The organism is Arthrobacter sp. UNC362MFTsu5.1 (genome assembly GCF_000685965.1).
GTDB lineage: Bacteria > Actinomycetota > Actinomycetes > Actinomycetales > Micrococcaceae > Arthrobacter.
In genome coordinates, this window is record NZ_JMLE01000062.1 from 1 (window position 1) to 3,094 (window position 3,094).

General features: G+C 65.0%; 4 protein-coding genes. All 4 read right to left on the reverse strand.

Translation table 11 applies throughout. The annotated features are described in order from the left end of the window. Positions 1–133: 133 nt before the first annotated feature. The 4 genes from BS38_RS0123960 to BS38_RS0123975 are packed head-to-tail and all read right to left on the reverse strand — an operon-like array spanning position 134 to position 3,062. Positions 134–403, reverse strand: coding sequence for a hypothetical protein (locus BS38_RS0123960; protein ID WP_012311500.1), 270 nt, complete (start codon positions 401–403; stop codon positions 134–136). A 43-nt stretch (positions 404–446) separates the two neighbouring features. Then, complete coding sequence (locus BS38_RS0123965; protein ID WP_028273015.1) at positions 447–1,037, reverse strand: DUF6668 family protein; 591 nt, start codon at positions 1,035–1,037, stop codon at positions 447–449. A 43-nt stretch (positions 1,038–1,080) separates the two neighbouring features. Further along, a complete protein-coding gene (locus tag BS38_RS0123970; protein WP_028273016.1) occupies positions 1,081–2,514 on the reverse strand; it encodes a MinD/ParA family ATP-binding protein in 1,434 nt (477 codons plus the stop codon). Positions 2,515–2,549: 35 nt separating this feature from the next. Continuing rightward, positions 2,550–3,062, reverse strand: a complete 513-nt coding sequence (locus BS38_RS0123975) for a hypothetical protein (RefSeq protein WP_028273017.1) — start codon at positions 3,060–3,062, stop codon at positions 2,550–2,552. Between the last annotated feature and the right edge of the window lie 32 nt (positions 3,063–3,094).

The window sequence follows — 3,094 nt, forward strand, 5'->3', positions numbered from 1 at the left end:
GAAGATGACGATGACGGCTGCTATCAGTGCGACCACGAGGGCGGCCGAAATGATGAATCCGGGTTTGGTGAATGGATTCTGTTCGGTCGTGTTCTGTGTGGATTCGCTCATGATGAACCTCCGAGGGGTCGGGTTAGACGAATGCGCGGACGATACCGGAGGCGCCGGTGATGATGATGCAGCCAGCGAGGACCCAGCCGAGCTTGGCGATGGATTCGCCGCCTTCCCCGCGGCGCAGCTGGATGACCATGCCGATGCCGACGATGATCACGCCCAGCACGCCGAGGACCAGGCCGATGCCGGAGGCCCAGTTCAGTACGGTGAGCAGGCCCTGTGCCTGCGGAGGTACGACAGGAGTCGGGTTCGGAATGACGCTGGCGGGAAGAGCTGCGATGAAATTCATGGTGAGACCTTTCGAAGTATGGCGCTGTAGAGCTGTTGATTGTTTAGTTGGTGAGGGCTGTGAGGTCGGTGATCAGCCGTTGATACTCGCGGCTGAGTGTCCCGGTGCTGGTGTCCCCTAGCCGCCAAGACTCGACCCAGGGGAGCATCCAGAGGCGGGGGGCTCCCCCGCCGATAAGAGCTGCGAAGTCCCGCAGGGCTTTGGGTAGTTTTCCTGGTGCATCGGCCAGGACCGCGAGGCCCAGCAGGTTGACGTCGGGGGCTGCACCGGAGGCCCATTGGATGAGGGCGCTTTGCGCGGCGTTCAGGCCGTGCATGTCGGAGCGGCAGACCAGCAGGACCGCCGGCTTGCTGAAGCCGTCTTCAAGGATGGGCCAGGCATGTTCTGTCGGGCGTGCGCCCTCCACGATGTGGCTGAGCCGGGTCTCACCCGCTCCCCCATGGACACCGGTAACCCAGATCGTTGCCGTACCGGTGACCGCGCGGCGGGCGAGGCGGTCAGCTGCGTCCGGTTCCACCATCCCCAGGACCGGGCCGGTGATGATCGCCGCCGGAGAAACATATTCATCTGCAGCTGCCTCTTCAGGCTCTGCCGTTTCTGGGCTGGTGATCCAGGGGTTCAGGTGCTGGTTCATCTGCGTCCTCCTTTCGGGCTGGATTGGGGCGGTCAAGGGGCAGTTAGAAGCCGCTGGCAACGGCGGCCGCGGCGGCCAGCCATGCCCGCTGGGTGGCGGGCTGGAGGGCTTCGTATCGGATGGGGCCGTTGACCAGGGCCGGGTCGTAGGGAATCCGGACGACGGCCCGGACATAAGGGGCGAAGCCATCAGCGATGCGCTGGGCTTCGTCTTTGGCGCGCTTCAAGGCATCCCCTGACATCGCCCGCTTGGCATCGGTGGATTCGGAGACGATGACGACCGCGTTGCGCGCCAGTTCGGCATCGTGGCCGCCGCGGGATTCGAGGGTCTGCAGCGTCAGCCGGGCGGCTTCTGCGCGGTCTTCGATGGCGGTTACGGGGACGACGAGCTGGTCGGTGTGGTCGATCATCCTGCGCCAGTTCGCTGCCCGGGCGGTGTTGCCGGAGTCCATGATCACCAGCCGGTAGTACCGGGTGAGGACCTGATGGGCGATGTCCACTTCCTCGGCGGTCACTTCGTGATCGCCTTCCTCGTTTTCATCCGAGCGCAGGACGTCGAACTTGTCTGCTGTTTGGTGGTGAACGAAGTTGGCGATTTCCGCGGCGTTGGTCGATGGTGAAAGCAGGGTCTGGGACGAGTCGATGAGGTCCAGGACGCTCTTGTCGTGGGAGCCTTTTTCGGTCCGCCAGCCCAGGGTGCCTTGGGATTCGTTGTTGTCCCAGGCGCAGGTCGCTGCGCCGCTGTACCGAGCGAGGATGGCCGAGAGCATCACAACTGTGGGTGTCTTGTTCGCCCCGCCTTTGCGGTTGACCACGGCGACGGTGCGCGGGCCGGGCCAGTGCTGGCTGACGGTGCGGATGTCTTCACGCTCCGCCATCTCTTCCTCGGACGGGTCCATCCGGAACCCCAGCCGGGTCAGGGCACCGCGCCAGCCTTTCGTGGCAGGTTCCAGCACCGGGGCGCTGACCAGGAAGGAGGTTTCCTTCAGGCTGCGCCGGGTCGGTGCCTCCTGCGCCTCCGGGGTCGGCGTGGACGTGGTTTCGGATGTCAGGGCCATGGATGTTCCTGTCGCTAGTGGGACGGTGCCCGGTACGTCAGTAATCGGCTCGTCATTGATGGGCACGGGGATGGATTCTGCAACCGCAGGAGCGGACAGTGATGCTGTGGGGGTGAGAGCGTCAGCCACGCGGCGGCGTGAGGCCTTAGCTATGTAGCTGACGGACTCCTTGGTGCCGTCCGGGTTCACGATCAGCTCACCCTGGCCTTCCGGGTCATCGACCTGGACACGGACCGCGCGGTTCAGCGTCTCGGCTTCCCTAACGACGAGGGACAGTGCGTTGTCCCGCAGCTGCTGCAGGGACTCCGCTGCTTTCACATTCCGGGAGTTGCCGGCAACAACGACCTCTGCCGTGCCGTTGGCACGGACGATGGCGTTGATCTTCGGGAAAGCCGGGACATCTGTCTGGTTCGGGACCATAGGGTTCTACCTTTCTGAAACGTGGAGGGTGGGGTTTAGGAAGCGGGTGGTGTGAAGCGGTTGACCTTCCACGGGGCGTCCTTGCCTGTGCGGAGCAGCTGCACGATGTAGGTCCCGGCGTTGGTGGGTACCGCTGCAGTGACGCCGTAGCCGTTGGCTTCATCGACGCTCAGCGTGGCCGGGCCGGTGACGCGGTTGGCCGGGATGTTGGCCGGGTCCACCGCCGAGTAGTCAGCTGTGGCCTGTGGCGTCAGCCAGCGGGCAAGATCGTTGGCCCACTGCTTTTCCCCCATCGCAGGGCGGGCGAAGTCCGCCATGGCCTTCTCGGCGATGTCCGCGGCCCGGTCCTTGCTGGCCTGATCCCAGGTGATTCCGATAGTGGCGGGGACGGTGCCACCGGGTGCCTGTGGGCCGCTGCTGGCGCTCAGCGAAACCGGCGCGGAGGGCGTGACGGTCGTGGGTTCAGCCGGTGCCGGCGCGGTGTTCGCTGCCGGTGCGCAAGCGGCGCAGAGCAGGGCGACTGCGATGAGGGCCAGGGGCTTTTTCACTTTTTCTCCTCTTGGGTGGGCAGGTACAGGAA